The sequence below is a fragment of the Polaribacter porphyrae genome, from assembly GCF_002954685.1.
In the GTDB taxonomy this organism is placed as follows: domain Bacteria; phylum Bacteroidota; class Bacteroidia; order Flavobacteriales; family Flavobacteriaceae; genus Polaribacter; species Polaribacter porphyrae.
This window is the reverse complement of sequence record NZ_MSCN01000001.1, coordinates 1,174,551-1,191,361: the sequence shown is the minus strand read 5'-3', so window position 1 is coordinate 1,191,361 and position 16,811 is coordinate 1,174,551. Positions and strand designations below refer to the sequence as shown.

Sequence of the window (16,811 nt, the reverse complement as noted above, 5' to 3'; positions counted from 1 at the left end):
AGCCAGCAATAATTTATATACGGTGGTGGCAGTAGATTTTATTCTGAAACTTCTTTTAATATTAATTTTTTCTTTTCCTTTTTATTCCAATTGATTTTCATAAATGAACCAAAAGGGCAAATTACTCCTTGTGCAGAAGTATTAAAATATAAATCGGAAACTTCGTTTAAACAATCAACAAATTCCTTTATATGTTTTGATTTACACCAGCCTTTTGCAGATACTTGAAATATAAAATCGATTATTTCAGCTGTGTCTTTTAGTTGGTCAAGTCCAATCCAATAATTTTCATTTTCTCCACTATAAAAAATTATAGCTTCTGTCTTTTTATCAAATATCACTTTATCGTGTCTGTCAAATTCGAAATCATCTGATGAAAAGACTGTGTGTCTAAAATGCATATTTCTCAAAATACGAAGTGATTCTTCAATTAATTCTCTCTCTGGGCGAAGTTCCTCTTTACTCTTATCTTTTTTTGAATCAAGAATTTTTTTCAATTCATTTTCTAAATCTGGCCACATTTTCTCAAAAACTCTAACAAGTACTTCTTTCGATATTTTATTCGTTCCGATTGTTTCGTTTATATCTTCTAATAACTTTAAAATATCTTTTTTTGTTGATTTCGTATTTTGAAAAGAAGAAAGAGGTCCAATTACATCTGTGTCTTTTATGTCAAATAAAAATGTACAAACTCTCCCTGTTTCAATATTTTTTGCCAAAGCTCCAGCTTCAAACATAATCCAAGGAGCAGTTCTGTTTTCTTCTGTTAAAATTATTATTCCAAATTCTGTTTCATTCAGTTTTTTTGATAGTTCATTATCCCAGCGTTTTCCTTTCTCAATATCAGTCGAAGAATAAAATGGTTTTAATGATTGTATTACAGATGGAAGCCAAATTTTTAATAATTCAGCTACTTTTTTACTCTGTTCTCCTGACCAACTTAAAAATATATTCATAGTTTTTTTTAATTTACTGCCAACGTACATTCGAATATACGTCGTTTTAATGACTTAAATTCAAAGTTAGCGAAGTTATATTTTTTTAAGTTTAGAAGCAAGCTAAACTATAAATTCAGCAAGCGTTTAGCAGCATTGAAAGGAGTAGTTTTTTTATTTTTTAAATTCAAAATCTCTTCTTGTAACGCAATTTTTATTTTAGGATTTTGATAAAAATTGTCCTTTAATTGTTGTTCTATTGTAGACAATAACCAAAACTTATTTTGCTCATTTCTTTTTTGGTTAAAATAGTTATTTTCTTTAGTCAAATTAAAATATCTATTAATCATTGCATCAATTTTATCAATATTAAAATGATGTAATGCACTTGCAGTCAAAACTTTTGGTTGCCAGTTACTTTCTTTTAAAGGATACAAATGTAAAGCTCTATTAAATTCAACTTTGGCAATTTTTGCATTTTTCTCATTCTCACCATCAGCTTTATTAATAACAATTGCATCAGCCATTTCTATAATGCCACGTTTTATGCCTTGTAATTCATCACCAGCTCCTGCTAACTTTAATAATAAAAAGAAATCAACCATAGAATGTACCAAAGTTTCTGATTGCCCAACACCAACTGTTTCAATTAGAATAGTATCGAAACCAGCAGCTTCACATAAAATAATACTTTCACGAGTTTTTTGAGCAACACCACCTAAAGAAGTTCCAGAAGGAGAGGGTCTAATAAAAGCATTTTTATCAGTAACCAGTTGTTCCATTCTAGTTTTATCGCCTAAAATAGAACCTTTATTTACAGAACTACTTGGGTCAACAGCTAAAACTGCTACTTTTTTTCCTTGAGCAGTTAAATGTTTTCCAAAAGCTTCAATAAACGTGCTTTTTCCAACTCCAGGAACACCTGTAATTCCTATTCTTATAGATTTATTTGCAAAAGGTAAACAAGCCTCTAAAATTTTATTAGCTTTTTCTTGATGCTTACTATTTGTACTTTCTACTAAAGTAATAGCTTTGCTTAAAAAGGTAATATTACCAGCTATAATTTTTGCAATAAATTCTTCAGTAGAATTTCTTTTAGTTCTATTTTTTTTGATAATTTCTGCACTGAATGAACTTGTTGTTTCAGGCTTTGAAACTCCGTCTTTTTCTTGTAAAGCTGATTTTTTATTAATATCCATTAGCTGTAAAAATAACCTTTTGTATTCAAAAAGTAAAAATTTCTGTTTTTTAAAAATAAAATCTATATTTATATGTAAAAATTAACCAATTCAACTAGACCTATGAAAACCAGATACTCATCTTTATTTCTTTGTATTCTTTTTTCATTTTTTTTTGATGTAGATGCCCAAGAATCTTACAATAAAAAACTTGAACTTTTGCATGAAAAAATTACTGAAAATCAATATTCACAATTAGATTCAATGAAGTTTTATATTGAAGAAATAAAAAAAATACTTAAACCTAAAGATTCTGTTTGGCTCTCTAGATACCATTCTGTTTTAGGCGTTTATTATCAACAAAAAGGAGAATATGATAAAGCTAAAGAACAGCAATTTAAAGCGTTAAAAATTGGAGAAAATATCAATAACCTTTTATTAAAAGCTAAAGCTAATCAGAGATTAGGAGTTATTTATAAAAATTTAGGAGATTTTGATGTATCAATGGATTATTTCTTTAAAGCTAGAGATTTATCTTATCAAAATAAAGATACTGTAACAGGTGTTATTGCAAATTTAATGATTGGGCAAAATTATTGGAAATTAAAAAAATATAAAGAAGCTTTAAAAGTGATTAATAACTCTGTAGAAATAGCAGAAAGTAAAAACTTGAATAATGATGTTTTGTATTCTGTTTATCTAGAAAAAGGGAATATGCTTTTAAAGTTTGGCAAACTAGATGAGTCTTTAAAATTTTATATAAAAACGGAAAAGTTAATTAACAAAACAAAGCATCAAGAAGGTATTGCCATAGTGTATTCTAATATTGGTGCTATATATTTTTATAAAGGTAATTTTAATAAAGCTATTAATTATTATAAAAAATCTTTAAGATTAGCACAAGAATACCAAGATAAAGTTACTATTGGTATCGCAAAAATGAATATTGGAGAAGCGTTGTACAATATGAATCAATTTAATAAATCTAATAAAATTTTAAATGAGAGTTTGACTTTATTTAAAGGCTTAAAAGATAAATTGATGTTAGTGGATAATTACAGTTATTTGTATGAGTTAGAAACTAGAAGAAATAATCCCAAAAAAGCTTTAGCTTATTTTAAACTAAAAAGTGTTTACAAAGATTCTATTCTTAATGAAAATAACCTTAATAAAATATCGAGTTTAGAAGTTAAATATGAAACAGCCGAAAAAGAAAAACAAATCACTGAACAAAAATTAGAATTACAAACTCAAAAAACTACAATAGCATCACAAAGAACAACTCAATTATTACTAGTTGCTGGGTTGGGTTTTCTAATACTAGTAGGTTTACTATTCTATAATAGAAATAAGGCAAAACAAAAACAGGCTTTACAACAAGCAATTTTAGAAGAAAAAGAAAAAGGTTTTGAAGCTGTTTTAAAAGCTTCTGAAGATGAACGTAAAAAAATTAGTAAAGATTTACACGATGGTATAGGGCAAGAAATGGCCGCATTAAAAATGGCAATTAATCATGTAAGAGACAACGAAAAAGATAAAAATCAAAAAGAAGCTTTAGATAAAATTTATAATAATTGCTCTAAATCTGCTGATGAGATTAGAAATATATCGCATCAAATGATGCCTAGAACATTGCTAGAAAGTGGTTTAATTGAAGCAATAGCCGATTTATTAAAAAGCACATTCAATTATTCTGACATCCATCATAAATTTGAGTATTTTGAAATTAACGAGCGTTTTGACGAACGAATAGAAATTAGTTTATACAGAGTTGCACAAGAATTGGTAACTAATATTGTAAAACATTCAAAAGCAACAGAAGTAAATGTATTGTTATATAAACAAGAAAATAAATTAATTCTACTGGTTGAAGACAATGGAGTAGGTATGAATAACGATAATAAAAAAGGGCATGGTGTCTTAAATATTAAAAGTAGAATTGATATGATTAATGGAACTATTAATTATAAACCAAGCTCAAAATCAGGTACTTCTGCAACAATTATAATTCCTCTTTAAAAAGAGGATTTTTTATTTTTAAAGATTTTTAAGATAAAAAAGATAAAATTTTATTCATTTTGCAACACAGAGAAATATCATTCGTCTATAAGATAAGAATGTAGTAATGAAACCAACCAAACAATTACATCAACCAATAATAGATCAATGCAAAAAAAATGATGCAAAAGCACAAATGAAATTGTACAATTTGTATTGTAGTGCCATGCTTAATGTTGCGTTTAGATATGTTAAAGATCGTTTTATTGCTGAAGATGTAATGCAAGAAGCATTTATAAAAGCTTTTAAAAAGATTGACTCTTATAAGAATGAAGTCCCTTTTGGAGCATGGCTAAAACGCATTGTTGTTAACCAAAGTATAGATCAATTAAAGAAGAATAAATTAGAATTAGTTTCTATTAATGAAGAGGTTTATAAAAAGGAAAATGATGATGATTGGCAAGTAGCAGCTTCAATTAATGTAGATGAAATTATTAGAGTAATTAAAAATTTAAAAGATAAATACAGATTAGTGCTAACCTTATATTTATTAGAAGGTTATGACCATCAAGAAATATCTAAAGTATTAAACATTACAGAAAATACATCTAGAACGCATTTATTAAGAGGTAAAAGGTTATTAAAAGAACAATTAAAAAATACGAGTTATGCAGCAGGATATTAAAGAGCAATTAAAAAATTATAAAGAAGAACATGTAGAATTATCTACAAATCATTCCACAAAATTTGAAAATTTATTACAGCAAGAACTACATCAGCCAAAACAAAAAAAATACAATTTTAAATGGTTATCTGTAGCAGCATCAATAGTTCTATTAATTAGTTTAGCTATAAAATTTTATCCAGTTAATACTGTTGATGATACTCCTAAAGTAAATGAACCAACAAAACTTACTTTAGGTACAATTTCTCCAGAATTTCAAACGATAGAAAACTATTATGTAAATAGTATAAATATAGAAATCAGTCAGTTAGATTTAAATGATGAAAACAAAGAATTAGTTGATGGTTATTTATTAAAAATAACAGAATTAACAAAAGAATACAAATCATTAACCAAAGAGCTCAATACAAAAGGGGTTAATGATGCAACAATAGATGCATTAATACGTAATTTACAATTACGCTTACAGCTGTTAAAACGTTTGAAAAAACAATTAAAACAACTTAAAAATTTAAACACACAAACAAATGAAACACAAATCATATAAACAAATTATCACATTAGTAGCAATCTGTTTTTTAGCAACAGTTTATGCACAAAAATTTGATAAAAAGTTCTCTGAAAACTTTACAACAAACAAAGATGTAGAGGTGCAGATAAATGCATCTAACACAGATATAGATGTAACCACTTGGAATAAAAATGAAGTACAAGTAAACGCTTATATAGAAATAGAAGGCGTGGATAAAGAATTGGCAGAAAAATACTTTAAAAACTGGGAATTCGAAGCATTAGGCAATAAAAAAAGAGTAGAAATTTTATCGAAAGGAAATAAATCCTCTAGTTTTAAAAACAACTTTGTAATTTTTGATAATATGGACTTTGATTTTAATATTCCAGATATAGACATGTCTAATATAGAAGCTATTGTATTACCAAATATGGATTTTGACTTTGATTTTGACTTTGATTTTGATTTGGAAGAATTAGATGAAAATATGGAGAAAAATGGGAAATATGAATTTATGTGGAAAGATGATGATCATGATATTGAAATAAATTCAAAAGAAGAGTGGGAAGCTTTTAAAAAGACTAAAGAGTATAAAGAACTTAAAACAAAAATGAGGTTTGATAAGGAAAAAATGAGAAAAGAGTTCGCTAAATCTAAAGAAAAAATGAAAAAAGCTTTTAAAAAAGCTAGAGTTGAAATTAAAGAAGTAGATACAGAAGAAATAAGAAAAGGGTTGGCAAAAGCTAAAGAAGTTTTAAAGAGTATGAATTTCAATTTTCATTCAGATTCTGATGATTTAAAAATTGATGGCAAAAAAGTAAAAATTAAAAAAAGAATAGAAATTAAAGTACCAAAAGGAGCAACTTTCGATTTAAATACACGTCACTGTAAAGTAAAATTACCAAATACGGTTGCTTATGGTAACGTAAATTATGGCACATTTGATGCTCAAAACTTAAATGGTGGAAAATTAACAATCAACTATTCGCCAGTAACAATTAAAGATTTAAATGCTTGTACTTTATTTTTAAACAATGTAACTGATGCTAAAATAGCATCAGTTACAAATACAAAATTATCTAATAATTCTTCAGGAGTTAAGATTATAAGAATAAATGAAAATGTAAATCTTACTGATAAATTCGGTGAATTAACAATAAAAAGTTTTAAATCTGATTTTGGAGAGTTTATTTTAAATTTAAGTCAATCTAACGCAGAACTTTTTTTAGGAGATGTTGCTTGTAAATACAAATACAATGTAAACAGAGTAAAACTTGAAAATAATAGAGTAGGTGTGTCAAAAAAAGTACTAGCTTCTAATAATTTGATAAAAATTAATGGTGACTACAGTAGTATTGTAATCAAATAAATTACAAATAATTTTTGTAAAACTTCTAACAAATTCCATTTCGTTATTCTTCTTAAAGTGCCTATCTTTATCCACTGTAAATTAGTCACTTTTTTAATGGAACTCTACAAAGAAAATCAACTTAAAATATACAATTCTCTTACAAAATCTAAAGAGGATTTTAAGCCTTTAATAGAAGGATATGTGGGTATGTATGTTTGTGGACCAACAGTATATAGCAATGCACATTTAGGAAATGTAAGAACATTTATGTTCTTTGATGTGGTGTATAGATATCTTTTACATTTAGGCTATAAGGTACGTTATGTGCGTAATATTACAGATGCAGGTCATTTAGAAAATGATGCAGATGAAGGCGAAGATAGAATTTCTAAAAAAGCACGTTTAGAGCAGATAGAACCTATGGAGGTGGTTCAAAAATATACAGTTGATTTTCACAATGTTTTAAAAAACTACAACTTTCTACCACCAAGTATAGAGCCTACTGCAACAGGTCATATTGTTGAGCAAATAGAAATGATTAAAGAAATCATTCAAAAAGGTTTTGGGTATGAAGTAAATGGCTCTGTTTATTTTGATGTTTTAGAATACAATAAAAAAGAAAATTATGGTATTTTATCTGGTAGAAAAGTAGAAGACTTAATTCATAATACCAGAACTCTTGATGGGCAATCTGATAAGAAAAACCCACAAGATTTTGCACTTTGGAAAAAAGCTGATGAAAGGCACATTATGCGTTGGCCTTCTCCTTGGTCAGATGGTTTTCCTGGGTGGCATTTAGAGTGTTCTGTAATGAGTACCAAATATTTAGGAACACAATTCGATATTCATGGAGGTGGAATGGATTTAAAATTCCCTCATCACGAATGTGAAATAGCACAATCTAAAACGTGTTCTGGAGTTAAACCAGTAAATTATTGGATGCACACCAATATGTTGTTGTTGAATAGCCAGAAAATGGCAAAGTCAACAGGGAATTTTATTTTACCAAACGAAATTTTATCAGGAGAAAATAATATTTTACCCAAACCATTTTCTGCATCTGTGATTCGTTTTTTCTGTATGCAAGCCAATTATAGAAGTATATTAGATTTTTCAGGAGAAGCATTAGAAGCATCAGAAAAAGGACATACAAAGTTGATGGATGCAGTTGACTATCTTACTAAAATTGAAGCAGGGAAAATCTCTACTTATGATGTGGAAAAATGGAAATCAGATTGTTATGATGCCATGAATGATGATTTTAATACACCAATTTTAATATCGCATTTATTTGAGGCTGTTAAAGTTATCAATCAAATTAGAGAAAACAAAGCTAGTTTAGCATTAGAAGATTTATCAACATTTAAAACCACAATGAATGCTTTTGTATTTGATATTTTAGGTTTGATGAATGAAAATTTGCAAGACAATTCTGAAAAGATTACTGGAGTAGTAGAGTTGCTAATTAAATTAAGAAAAGAAGCAAGAGAAAATAAAGACTGGGCATTGTCAGATCAAATTAGAGATCAGTTATTAGAACTAGGAATTCAATTAAAAGATGGCAGAGAAGGAACAACTTTTTCAATAAATTAATAGCCCATCCCAACCTTCCCAAAGGGAAGGAGTTCTATAATGGAAAATAAATGAGTAATGATAATAACATAAGAAAGTCACGTTCTGCTCCCCTTTGGGGAAACAGGGGATTTCTATCATATCCATTTATATTATTGGTTCGTTTTTATCAAACAGCAATATCACCATATACGCCAGCAACATGTAGGTATAATCCAACTTGTTCTCATTACACAATAGAGGCATTACAAAAACATGGTTTATTTTCTGGAGGCTGGTTAGCATTGAAAAGAATTTTTAGTTGCCATCCTTGGGGAGGTAGTGGTTATGATCCAGTTCCAGAAAAAAAAAAAATTAAGAATGTCAGTTCGAGTGGTTTTTGAAATATGAAAAAATTGTATCGAGAACTTTTAAGATACAAATTGCTTCATTAAATTCGCAATGACAAAAAGAATAGATTAAAATATGAATTTTTTAGCAATAGAGTGGAATCCATCTTTAGGAATAGATTTAGGTTTTTTTGTAATTCGTTGGTACAGCTTAATGTTTGTTGCCGCTTTTTTATTGGGTTTACACTTAATGAAGAAAATTTATATAGAAGACAAGATTCCAGTTGAAAAATTAGACACTATTTTTATGTACGTGTTTATATCTATGTTAATTGGTATGCGTTTAGGAGATGTGTTTTTTTATAGTTGGAGTCATTATCAAGATCATTTGTTAGAGATATTTTTACCAATAAAAGAAAGTAAAGGTGATACTTTATTTGGTTTTATTGAAGGATGGAAATTTACTGGTTATACTGGTTTCGCAAGTCATGGTGCTGCAATAGCAATCCCAATAGCAATGTACTTTTATGCAAAAAAGCATTTACAAAAACCTTGGCTATTTATTTTAGATAGACTAGCAATAATGGTGGCTTTGGCTGGTTTTTTCATCAGAACAGGTAATTTTATGAATTCAGAAATTGTTGGTAAAAAAACGGGTACAGATTTTGGAGTAATTTTTAAAGTAAATGGTGAAGATTTTGCACGTCATCCAACACAATTGTACGAGGCATTTAGTTATCTAATTTTATTCTTTGCAATGTGGTATTTGTATTGGAAAACCGATAAGAAACAACAAATAGGTTTCCTTTTTGGACTGTTTATGGTTGTTTTATGGTCTTTACGTTTCTTTATCGAGTTTTTAAAAGAAGCACAAGTAAATGGAAGAGAAGATTGGGTTTTCAACTCATTAAATACAGGTCAAGTATTAAGTATTCCACTAGTTTTAATAGGATTTTGGTTAATGTTTAGCAGCAAAAGTAAAGTAGAAGAAGTTACTGAATAATGGAAAAATTGAAACAACGTTGGGGAATAGAAAGTAACTGGGCTATTTTTTTTATTCTTTGTGCTTTTGCAGTAAATGGTTCTTTTGCAGCTTGGGTGGCTAAACCAATTACAAGTTTTTTAGGATTATCACCTGAAACTATCAATCCGTGGTTATATTGGCCTTTAAGAATTTTATTAATATTCCCTATTTATCAACTTACCTTGCCAATGGTAGGTTGGCTTTTTGGGCAATTCAAGTTTTTCTGGGCTTTCGAAAAAAAGTTTTTAAGCAGGCTAGGGTTAGGTTTTTTATTTAAAGAAAATTAAACATCAATTGTAATAATATCTTCTTTTTCTTTTTTATCTTCTCTTTTAATTAAGTAAGTATATATCCACATTAGTGTAAAAGTGGGCACAATATCAGAAAAAGGAATAATTTCCTCAAAGAAACTGACAACAGCACCAACCTTACCTTTAGTACCTTTGTACATTTTTGTCATCAAGTAACCAGAAATTGGAGCCCATACATAATCAGCTACTGCAAACGTAAAGAAACCAATCACATCAAAAAGGATACTTAATCCAAGTTTTTTATATTTTGTATTCATACTTTAATCATTTCAAAATTCTTGCCAAAAATTCATTTTTTGTAGAAGAAAACTTTAAGTTTGTTAAAAGTAATTATTCAAAAATGAATTTTAAAGACTTTATTAAAAAAGTTGATGAATTAAAATCACTCAAATTAGGAGGTTTAGATGCTCAATTTAAAATGGCTCCTAAATTACGATTAAAGTATAACAAAGATAAAATTGATGCAAATAACCCAAGAAAAGCAGCAGTTTTGGCATTATTTTATCCAGATGAAAATAATAAAACAAAACTCCTCTTAACTCAAAGAGCTAGTTATAAAGGTACTCACTCTGCACAAATAAGTTTTCCAGGAGGTAAAGTAGAAAAATCAGACACATCATTAAAAGAAACGGCTTTAAGAGAAGCACAAGAAGAAGTAGGTATTCATCCATCAACTGTAAATATAATTAGAGAATTGACAGATGTTTATATTCCTCCAAGTAATTTTTTAGCAACCCCATTTATTGGTTTTGTTGATAAAAAACCGTTACTAGTTATAAACCATGAAGTTGATAGAATAATCGAAGTTTTTGTGTCAGATTTATTAGATGATGTTAATATTACTACTGTAAATTTAACAACATCTTATATGAAAAATATTGATGTGCCTTGTTTTAATATAGATAATCATATAATATGGGGAGCAACAGGTATGATGTTATCAGAAATTAAAGAACTTTTAAAATAGTTTGTTCTTATTTTGTTTTGTAATTTTGTTGTTGAACCAAGTTAAAATTAGTATAAATGCCTTTATTTAAAAGGAATCCTTTTGGACATTATTTATTTATTAAAAAATGGCTTATCCGAATTTTAGGAGCTATTTCTCATGGGCGTTATCGTAAATTTAATAGTTTGCAGATTGAAGGTTCAGATATTTTAAGAAATTTGCCTGATAAAAAAGTATTATTTATCTCTAATCACCAAACCTATTTCGCAGATGTTGCTGCAATGTTTCATGTTTTTAATGCAGCATTAAGTGGTAGAGATGATTCAATTAAAAATATTGGTTATATCTGGAATCCGAAACTAAATATTTACTTTGTAGCAGCAGGAGAAACTATGAAATCTGGAATTTTACCAAAAATATTTGCTTATACAGGCTCTGTTTCTATAGATAGAACTTGGAGAGCTGCTGGTAAAGATGTAAAAAGGCAAGTAAAAAATTCTGATATTTCTAATATAGGTAAAGCTATTGATGATGGCTGGGTTGTTACTTTTCCTCAAGGTACAACTACACCTTTTAAGCCAATTAGAAGAGGTACTGCTCACATTATAAAAACCTACAAACCTATTGTTGTACCTATTGTTATAGATGGTTTTAGACGTTCTTTTGATAAAAAAGGACTCAATATTAAAAGAAAAAATGTACTGCAATCTATGGTTATAAAAGAACCATTAGATATTGATTATGAAAATGATGAAATAGCAGATATTGTTACAAAAATTGAATATGCAATAGAACAACATCCTTCTTTTCTAAAAGTGCTATCACCAAAAGAAGCTGAAGAGTACATGAAAGAAGAGGAAGAGTTGAACGAAAAACGTAAGTTTTGGAGCAATTAAACTAAATAACTTCAGCAATCATTTGTATTTCTTTAATATTTATAATTTACGACCTAATTGTAGGTAAACTATCTTTCTTTATTGGGGAGTTCCTTTAAAACATCCAATGTTATAAGGAAAATCATAAGTCCAGTGATAATGATATAAGTTAACCATTACACCATCCCATAATACTGGGTGAGTATGTCCATGACATTCGTCTAAATCTTTAGAGGTAAGTAATTCTCCATCTTCTCCATAAGGCCCATAAATACCAAAACCATCTAGCATATATCCCATTAATTCAGAATGACCAGAACTGCGTTTATCTATATGATGTTGTAGATCTTCTGAAGGAAAATGATAATGATACCTTTCTGTACCATCTGTATGACCACCAAACCTGTCTAACATTTCATGAGCAGCTGCATCATTCCCTAAAGTAGAAGAACCATGGTAAATAGCACTACCAGATAATGAAATTCCTGAAGGACCAAAGGGTACACAACTTGGATTTTGAGCTACTTGTGGCATTGCAGGTAATGTGTAATTTATTATATGTTCAGAAATTATATTTGGGTTACCATCATATCTATAGGCAACACTACTTCTTTCAATTGGAAAAACTCCAGTAGGGTGATCTGGTAAAGCATTACCTGTAATAATCCTATTTCCATTTCCATCTAATGATACACTAAATTCGCTCATCCAAGTAACATTGCCTTCTACTTGAGGTTTTCTTGTATAATCCCAAGTTCCATCAGTATTAGTCCAATCTGTTGCATCGCTATTACCTGCTCCATTAGAAGGGAGACCACAGAGCCATAATGATAAAAAATCTGGCATTGAACTTCCTTGATTTCTAATTAAGATATTTGAACCACCAAAAGGTAATGTTGTTAAATTTTCCTGTTGATTAACTATAACTTCTTCTTCAAGAAGAATACTATTATCATCACTTTTACAACTTATAATAAGCATTAGTATAATTATAGAGAATAAAGCTAAAGGTCTTTTTAGGTAATTGTGTAGAAGAGTTTTCATAATTTTGAAATTTGTTTCTTCTTTGACCGAATTTTTTCTAAATAGTTTATTATTTGTAGAAAAAGAAATAAAAAACGTCTCAAATATTAACTATAAGAGACGTTTTTAATAATTATAAAAAAGTATTTTTACATATAATCTTCAATAGGATTACAAGAGCAAATTAAATTCCTATCTCCATAAGCATCATCAACTCTTCTTACAGTTGGCCAAAACTTATTATCTGAAACAAAATTTAAAGGGAAAGCAGCTTGTTCTCTGGTATATGGGAAATCCCACTCATCAGCAGTAAGCATTCCTAATGTATGTGGTGCATTTTTAAGCACATTATTAGTATCCTCTTTTGTAGCTTCTACAATCTCTTTTCTAATAGAAATCATGGCATCACAGAAACGATCTAATTCTGCAATAGATTCAGATTCTGTAGGCTCTATCATCATAGTACCAGCAACAGGAAATGATACTGTTGGCGCATGGAAACCATAATCCATTAAACGTTTTGCAATATCTGTAACTTCTACACCTCTTTCTTTAAATTTTCTACAATCGATAATCATTTCGTGAGCAGCACGTCCTTTTTCACCTGTATATAAGGTTTCATAGTGCCCATCTAATCTAGCCTTAATGTAATTAGCGTTTAAAATAGCCATTTTTGTAGAATTTGTTAAGCCTTCAGCACCTAGCATGGTTATGTATCCATAAGAAATTAAACAAGCCAATGCAGAACCCCAAGGAGCTCCAGAAATAGCCGTAATTGCATTTTCTCCTCCAGTTTTAACTAAAGGATTTGTAGGTAAGAAAGGGACTAATTGTGGTGCAACACAAATTGGTCCAACTCCTGGTCCTCCTCCTCCATGAGGAATTGCAAAAGTTTTGTGTAGGTTTAAGTGACAAACATCTGCACCAATAGTTGCAGGATTTGTCAAACCAACTTGAGCATTCATATTAGCCCCATCCATATACACTTGCCCTCCATTATCGTGAATAATTCCAGTAATTTCTTGAATTTCACTTTCAAAAACGCCATGAGTTGATGGATAAGTTACCATTAATGCAGCTAAATTGTCTTTATGCAATTCTGCTTTTTCACGTAAATCAGCAACATCTATATTTCCATTTTCAGCGGTTTTAGTAACCACAACTTTCATACCAGCCATAACAGCAGAAGCAGGGTTTGTACCATGTGCTGATGCAGGAATTATACAAATATTTCTATGCGAATCGTTTCTTGATTGATGATAAGCTCTTATTGTCATTAAACCTGCAAATTCTCCTTGAGCTCCAGAATTTGGTTGCAAAGAAGTACCAGCAAAACCAGTTATAATATTTAATTGATGTTCTAATTTTTCTAAAACATCTTTATAGCCTTCAGCTTGGTTTAAAGGCACAAATGGGTGAATATTTCCCCATTGAGGATTGCTTAAAGGCAACATTTCTGATGCTGCATTTAACTTCATTGTACAAGAACCCAGAGAAATCATAGAATGATTTAAAGCCAAATCTTTTCGCTCTAATTTCTTGATGTAACGCATCATATTTGTTTCAGATTGATACGTGTTGAATATTTCATTATCTAAAAAAGAAGTATTTCTTTGTAAATTTTCAGGAATAACATTGATAGGTAATGGTAATTTTCCAGATTTTAAATTAAAAGCTTTCTCAAAACAATTTACAATTGCTTTTACTTCTTTAATACCAACAGTTTCATTTAAAGATATAGAAACATGTTTTTCATCAATATAATTAAAGTTAATTTTATTAGCTTCTGCAATTTCTTTTAATTTAGTAGTATCTGCTTGAATTAAAATGGTATCAAAATATGCAGAATTTAATTGCTCAAACCCTAAATCTTTGAGCAGTATTGCTAAAGTTTTAGTAGTAGTGTGTACATAATCAGCAATGTGTTTTAACCCTTCTTTACCATGATAAACAGCATACATACCAGCCATAACAGCCAATAATACTTGGGCAGTACAAATATTTGAAGTCGCTTTTTCACGTTTAATATGTTGCTCTCTAGTTTGTAAAGCCATTCGCAAAGCACGTTCGCCATCTTTATCTTTAGTAACTCCTATAATTCTACCAGGTATACTTCTTTTATATTTTTCTTTAGTTGCAAAGTATCCTGCATGTGGTCCTCCATAACCTAAAGGGATCCCAAAACGTTGAGTAGTTCCAACAACAACATCAACCCCAAACTCTGCAGGAGCTTTTAATTTTACTAATGATAGAATATCTGCAGCAACAGCCACTTTAATGTCGTTTTCGTTAGCTTTAGCAACAAAATCTGTATAATCATAAACCTGACCATGTTTACCTGGGTATTGCAAAATTGCACCAAAGAATTCAGTAGAAAAATCAAACTCTCTATGATTACCAACAACTAATTCAATACCAATAGGAGTAGAGCGTGTTAATAAAACTGATAATGTTTGCGGTAAAATTTCTTCAGAAACAAAGAATTTACAAACACCAGCTTTTTTTTGAGCTCTTTCTCTAACATCAAATAAGAGAGCCATTGCTTCGGCTGCAGCTGTACTTTCGTCTAAAAGCGAAGCATTAGCCAACTCCATTCCTGTTAAGTCACAAACCATAGTTTGGTAATTCAACAAAGCTTCTAAACGACCTTGTGCAATTTCTGCTTGATAAGGAGTATAGGCAGTGTACCAACCTGGGTTTTCTAAAATATTACGTTGAATAACGCTTGGTACTATAGCTTCATGATATCCTAAACCAATATAACTTTTAAATACTTTATTTTTTTCAGATAATTCTTTAATATGATTTAAATATTGATACTCACTCATTGCAGGAGCCAAATCTAAATCTTCTTTAAGCCTAATGTTTTCAGGTACAGTTTCGTTGATTAGTTGCTCTAAACTATCAACTTTAATGGTTTGTAACATTTTATCCTGTTCCTTTTTACTAGGGCCAATATGTCTTAATTGAAAAGTATTTGTATTCATAAACTAAAAAATTTAAGTCTATAATTTCAATCGATTTAGTTGCGTATTTTTATCTCTTTAATCAACTGAAAATTAATTTTGCAAAAATAGTGATTTTACAAGATTTAATTTCTAAAAATAACTTCCTTTAGATATTAATTATTAACTAAATAGAATAATTATAAACAATAGGCTATTTTTGTGTTGTGAAAATTTTAAAAACCATTTTCAATTTTTATATCAATGCTAGTATTCATGTTGCATTAGCTGTTTTTGCATTTGTAAGAATTACCGAAATTTATTTTGATTTATCTTATAATCAAAATTTAAACTACTTCATTTTTTTTGGTACTATTACTGGTTATAATTTTGTAAAATATGCAGGTGTTGCAAAGTTGCATCATAAAAGTTTAACGGATGATTTAAAAATTATTCAAATTTTTTCGTTTCTCTGTTTTTTAGCTTTGTGCTATTACACCTATTTGATTGATATACAAACACTCCTATTCATACTCCCTTTAACTTTATTAACAGTTTTTTATGCAGTCCCTTTTTTAAGTGGATTTGAAAAAAATCTACGAGAAATAAGTTATTTAAAGATTGTTGTAGTAGCATTAGTTTGGGCATGTTTTACAGTAATAATTCCTTTAGTCGATGCTGATAAAGTTTTAACATATTCAGAGCTAGTTTATACAATACAGCGTTTTTTACTGGTAGTTGTTTTAATTTTGCCTTTTGATATTAGAGATGTTAAATATGATGCTATTTCTCTACAGACAATTCCTAAAAAAATAGGTGTTGAAAAGACAAGGAGAATGGGAGTAATGTTAATGATTATCTCTTTAATTCTAGAGTATATTTTAGATACTCCATCAAGTGTGAAAACACCATTCATGTTGTTTTTCTTTTTTGTTATTATTTTATTAATGAGAGCGAAAATTAATCAACCTAAATATTACAGTTCTTTTCTAGTGGAAGCATTGCCTATTATTTGGTGGTTACTTCTTTTAGGATTTCATAATTTTTAAGGATTTTAGTGAAATATTTTATGAACCTTTTTATAATTTGATATAAATAAAATCAATATGATAAAATTTTAAAAAGCTT

At 29.1% G+C, this 16,811-nt stretch carries 16 protein-coding genes; 11 read left to right on the top strand and 5 right to left on the bottom strand.

Annotated features, from left to right (window positions below; translation table 11 throughout):
• Positions 1 to 38: 38 nt before the first annotated feature.
• Entirely contained in the window at positions 39 to 956 is a 918-nt protein-coding gene (locus BTO18_RS05490) for a hypothetical protein (protein ID WP_170063233.1), read from the bottom strand.
• Positions 957 to 1,063: 107 nt separating this feature from the next.
• Positions 1,064 to 2,134, bottom strand: coding sequence for a methylmalonyl Co-A mutase-associated GTPase MeaB (meaB, locus tag BTO18_RS05485; protein ID WP_105015263.1), 1,071 nt, complete (start codon positions 2,132 to 2,134; stop codon positions 1,064 to 1,066).
• 102 nt (positions 2,135 to 2,236) lie between these two features.
• Between meaB and BTO18_RS05480 the strand changes: the two genes are divergently transcribed.
• The 8 genes from BTO18_RS05480 (at position 2,237) to BTO18_RS05445 (ending at position 9,870) form a co-directional block, all read left to right on the top strand.
• Positions 2,237 to 4,132, top strand: coding sequence for a tetratricopeptide repeat-containing sensor histidine kinase (locus tag BTO18_RS05480; RefSeq protein ID WP_105015262.1), 1,896 nt, complete (start codon positions 2,237 to 2,239; stop codon positions 4,130 to 4,132).
• A 106-nt stretch (positions 4,133 to 4,238) separates the two neighbouring features.
• A complete protein-coding gene (locus BTO18_RS05475) occupies positions 4,239 to 4,796 on the top strand; it encodes an RNA polymerase sigma factor (protein ID WP_105015261.1) in 558 nt (185 codons plus the stop codon).
• On the top strand, positions 4,780 to 5,343 hold the full coding sequence (locus tag BTO18_RS05470; RefSeq protein ID WP_105015260.1) for a hypothetical protein: 564 nt from the start codon (positions 4,780 to 4,782) through the stop codon (positions 5,341 to 5,343). The genes BTO18_RS05475 and BTO18_RS05470 overlap by 17 nt, the downstream gene beginning before the upstream one ends.
• A complete protein-coding gene (locus tag BTO18_RS05465) occupies positions 5,324 to 6,676 on the top strand; it encodes a hypothetical protein (RefSeq protein ID WP_105015259.1) in 1,353 nt (450 codons plus the stop codon). The genes BTO18_RS05470 and BTO18_RS05465 overlap by 20 nt, the downstream gene beginning before the upstream one ends.
• Before the next feature lie 96 nt (positions 6,677 to 6,772).
• Entirely contained in the window at positions 6,773 to 8,251 is a 1,479-nt protein-coding gene (cysS, locus tag BTO18_RS05460; protein ID WP_105015258.1) for a cysteine--tRNA ligase, read from the top strand.
• A 50-nt stretch (positions 8,252 to 8,301) separates the two neighbouring features.
• On the top strand, positions 8,302 to 8,613 hold the full coding sequence (yidD, locus tag BTO18_RS05455; protein ID WP_105015257.1) for a membrane protein insertion efficiency factor YidD: 312 nt from the start codon (positions 8,302 to 8,304) through the stop codon (positions 8,611 to 8,613).
• 82 nt (positions 8,614 to 8,695) lie between these two features.
• Positions 8,696 to 9,562, top strand: a complete 867-nt coding sequence (gene lgt / locus BTO18_RS05450; RefSeq protein ID WP_105015256.1) for a prolipoprotein diacylglyceryl transferase — start codon at positions 8,696 to 8,698, stop codon at positions 9,560 to 9,562.
• The gene (locus BTO18_RS05445) at positions 9,562 to 9,870 is read left to right on the top strand and encodes a DUF6787 family protein (protein WP_105015255.1); all 309 of its coding nucleotides are present in this window, start codon (positions 9,562 to 9,564) and stop codon (positions 9,868 to 9,870) included. Before lgt ends, BTO18_RS05445 begins: the two co-directional genes overlap by 1 nt.
• Here the strand turns inward: BTO18_RS05445 and BTO18_RS05440 are convergent.
• Positions 9,867 to 10,151 (bottom strand): hypothetical protein, encoded by a 285-nt coding sequence (locus tag BTO18_RS05440; protein ID WP_105015254.1) that lies wholly within the window; start codon positions 10,149 to 10,151, stop codon positions 9,867 to 9,869. The two genes, BTO18_RS05445 and BTO18_RS05440, sit on opposite strands and share 4 nt — an antisense overlap.
• Positions 10,152 to 10,234: 83 nt before the next feature.
• On the opposite strand from BTO18_RS05440, the gene BTO18_RS05435 reads away from it, so the two are divergent.
• Both BTO18_RS05435 and BTO18_RS05430 read left to right on the top strand, forming a co-directional pair.
• A complete protein-coding gene (locus BTO18_RS05435; RefSeq protein WP_105017510.1) occupies positions 10,235 to 10,861 on the top strand; it encodes an NUDIX hydrolase in 627 nt (208 codons plus the stop codon).
• 56 nt (positions 10,862 to 10,917) lie between these two features.
• A complete protein-coding gene (locus BTO18_RS05430) occupies positions 10,918 to 11,736 on the top strand; it encodes a lysophospholipid acyltransferase family protein (protein ID WP_105015253.1) in 819 nt (272 codons plus the stop codon).
• Between the two features lie 78 nt (positions 11,737 to 11,814).
• Here the strand turns inward: BTO18_RS05430 and BTO18_RS05425 are convergent, their stop codons facing one another.
• Positions 11,815 to 12,759 (bottom strand): YHYH protein, encoded by a 945-nt coding sequence (locus BTO18_RS05425; RefSeq protein WP_105015252.1) that lies wholly within the window; start codon positions 12,757 to 12,759, stop codon positions 11,815 to 11,817.
• Positions 12,760 to 12,887: 128 nt separating this feature from the next.
• Entirely contained in the window at positions 12,888 to 15,725 is a 2,838-nt protein-coding gene (gcvP, locus tag BTO18_RS05420; protein WP_105015251.1) for an aminomethyl-transferring glycine dehydrogenase, read from the bottom strand.
• A 185-nt stretch (positions 15,726 to 15,910) separates the two neighbouring features.
• Between gcvP and BTO18_RS05415 the strand changes: the two genes are divergently transcribed.
• The gene (locus BTO18_RS05415; protein ID WP_105015250.1) at positions 15,911 to 16,732 is read left to right on the top strand and encodes a UbiA prenyltransferase family protein; all 822 of its coding nucleotides are present in this window, start codon (positions 15,911 to 15,913) and stop codon (positions 16,730 to 16,732) included.
• Positions 16,733 to 16,811: the final 79 nt, after the last annotated feature.

What these genes read in the sequence shown, in the direction of transcription:
- BTO18_RS05490 (WP_170063233.1), bottom strand. Translation starts at nt 956, where the DNA reads ATGAATATATTTTTAAGTTGGTCAGGAGAACAGAGTAAAAAAGTAGCT.
- meaB (WP_105015263.1), bottom strand. Translation starts at nt 2,134, where the DNA reads ATGGATATTAATAAAAAATCAGCTTTACAAGAAAAAGACGGAGTTTCA.
- BTO18_RS05480 (WP_105015262.1), top strand. Translation starts at nt 2,237, where the DNA reads ATGAAAACCAGATACTCATCTTTATTTCTTTGTATTCTTTTTTCATTT.
- BTO18_RS05475 (WP_105015261.1), top strand. Translation starts at nt 4,239, where the DNA reads ATGAAACCAACCAAACAATTACATCAACCAATAATAGATCAATGCAAA.
- BTO18_RS05470 (WP_105015260.1), top strand. Translation starts at nt 4,780, where the DNA reads ATGCAGCAGGATATTAAAGAGCAATTAAAAAATTATAAAGAAGAACAT.
- BTO18_RS05465 (WP_105015259.1), top strand. Translation starts at nt 5,324, where the DNA reads ATGAAACACAAATCATATAAACAAATTATCACATTAGTAGCAATCTGT.
- cysS (WP_105015258.1), top strand. Translation starts at nt 6,773, where the DNA reads ATGGAACTCTACAAAGAAAATCAACTTAAAATATACAATTCTCTTACA.
- yidD (WP_105015257.1), top strand. Translation starts at nt 8,302, where the DNA reads ATGAGTAATGATAATAACATAAGAAAGTCACGTTCTGCTCCCCTTTGG.
- lgt (WP_105015256.1), top strand. Translation starts at nt 8,696, where the DNA reads ATGAATTTTTTAGCAATAGAGTGGAATCCATCTTTAGGAATAGATTTA.
- BTO18_RS05445 (WP_105015255.1), top strand. Translation starts at nt 9,562, where the DNA reads ATGGAAAAATTGAAACAACGTTGGGGAATAGAAAGTAACTGGGCTATT.
- BTO18_RS05440 (WP_105015254.1), bottom strand. Translation starts at nt 10,151, where the DNA reads ATGAATACAAAATATAAAAAACTTGGATTAAGTATCCTTTTTGATGTG.
- BTO18_RS05435 (WP_105017510.1), top strand. Translation starts at nt 10,235, where the DNA reads ATGAATTTTAAAGACTTTATTAAAAAAGTTGATGAATTAAAATCACTC.
- BTO18_RS05430 (WP_105015253.1), top strand. Translation starts at nt 10,918, where the DNA reads ATGCCTTTATTTAAAAGGAATCCTTTTGGACATTATTTATTTATTAAA.
- BTO18_RS05425 (WP_105015252.1), bottom strand. Translation starts at nt 12,759, where the DNA reads ATGAAAACTCTTCTACACAATTACCTAAAAAGACCTTTAGCTTTATTC.
- gcvP (WP_105015251.1), bottom strand. Translation starts at nt 15,725, where the DNA reads ATGAATACAAATACTTTTCAATTAAGACATATTGGCCCTAGTAAAAAG.